The sequence below is a fragment of the Streptomyces chiangmaiensis genome (assembly GCF_036281785.1).
GTDB classification, from domain to species: Bacteria; Actinomycetota; Actinomycetes; order Streptomycetales; family Streptomycetaceae; genus Streptomyces; species Streptomyces chiangmaiensis.
Genome location: NZ_JAYWVC010000520.1, coordinates 1 through 1737, shown reverse-complemented (window position 1 = coordinate 1737; position 1737 = coordinate 1). Strand labels below are relative to the sequence as shown.

Genomic DNA, 1737 nt, shown 5'->3' with positions numbered 1-1737 from the left:
CCGCGACGAGCTGCAGTTCTAGGTGCGCGCAATCGTCGCCCGGAGGTAGGGCGGGCCAGTCGGCAACGTGGAGCTTCACCCGGCCGGCAGCCCGACGACCTGAATGACGGGAGCAGCATCAGTCACGGCTGCAGCACTGTCACAAAATAGACCATTATCTGGTCATTCGATGCAAAAGGGGCACATCACTCGAGCCCCATACCGCCGGCTTTCCCAGACCCCCGAGGACGGCACTCGATGACTACGACCAGCCTCGACGCAGTGACACTCGGTAAGCAGTTGAACGCGTCTGACATATCCGACACGGCAATCGCGCTGCTCGACGAGAAGGGGACGGTCGTCGCATGGACACACACCGCTGAACGCCTCTTCGGATACTCCGCCGGCGACATCTTCGGTCGGTCCGCCACACTCGTGCTGCCATCCCTCAGGGAAGCGACGACGACATCGGCGTTCGTGGAGCAGTGTCATGCCGAAAACGGCTGGTCAGGGGCGACAGCGGTGCGCCACCGGGACGGCCGGGTGCTCGACGTCAGCGTGCGGATCACGACGTTGCGCGGCCAGGACGGGACAACGCGATGGCTCGCGTCCGTGACCGACACCGCCCCGCAGTCCGGGGACGCGATAGACAGCTCGGTGCGGGGGTCGCTGCTCGCCCGCGCGCCGATCGCTGTCGGCATTTGGGACCTGCAACTGCGGTCCGCCTACGCCAACGACGTTCCTGAGAGCTACGACGGCCTTCCCCGTGACCGGCGCCTCGGACGTCGGTTCACGGAGGTGGTGCCCGGTGCCGATGCCGAGACAATTGAGGCGGTCATGCGGCAGGTCCTCCAAAACGGTGCGACTCAGGTCTATGACTACCGGACGTGGCTGCCGACGAGCCAGGGCGCCGAGAAGCCGTTCGCGGCTTCGTTCCAGTGCCTCCAGGGCGCCGACGGCGAATCGCTGGGGGTATGCGTCATCAGCGTTGACGTCCTTAAGTGCCGGCGGTCGCGCAAGTGCCTCGCCGTCCTCAGCGAGGCTGGTGCGCGTCTGGGCAGCGCCCTGGATGTGATGCAGGCCAGCCAGGAACTGGCCGACCTTGCCGTGCCGCTGCTCGCCGACTACGTCTCCGTGGACCTGGAGCAGTCGGTCTTGTTCGGGGAGGGGCCCCCGGTTCGCATCGGTTCGACGGGCAATCGCCTCCCTGCTTTCCGGCGAGCCGGTCTGGCCTCGATCCACCAAGGCGTGCCGGAATCCCCATGGATGCGCGGCGAGCCGGTCAACGTGCCTCCCGCCTCACCCCTCCCCGCCGTGATGCTTGCCGGGAAGTCCCACCTGGAGCCGGTCCTGGACACCGCTTCGGGCACATGGGTCGACAAGGTGCCGGAACAGGCGCACAGGGTCCGCGAGAACGGCATGCACTCGATCATGGTCGTGCCCATCCGTGCACGACGCGCCCTGCTGGGCGTGGCACTGTTCGTACGCACCAAGGATCCCGTGCCGTTCCATGAGGCCGATCTGCTCCTGGCCGAAGAACTCGTCGACCGCGCCGCGCACGTGTTGGACAACGCCCGCCAGTACACTCGCAAAGACACCACCGCCCTCGCGCTCCAACGCGCCTTGCTCCCTCACCGGTTGAGGGGCGGCACGGCGGTCGAAGTGGCGTCGCGCTACCTGCCCGCGGACGTGGACCACGGTGTCGGCGGCGACTGGTTCGACGTGATCCCGCTGTCCGGCGCGCGGGTGGCGCTCGTT

Annotated in this window: 1 protein-coding gene; it reads left to right on the top strand. The window is 67.2% G+C overall.

Translation table 11 applies throughout. From position 1 onward, the window contains the following. Nucleotides 1-237: 237 nt before the first annotated feature. On the top strand, nucleotides 238-1737 hold a 1500-nt coding region (locus VXC91_RS45140; RefSeq protein WP_329513135.1), incomplete at its 3' end, for a PAS domain S-box protein.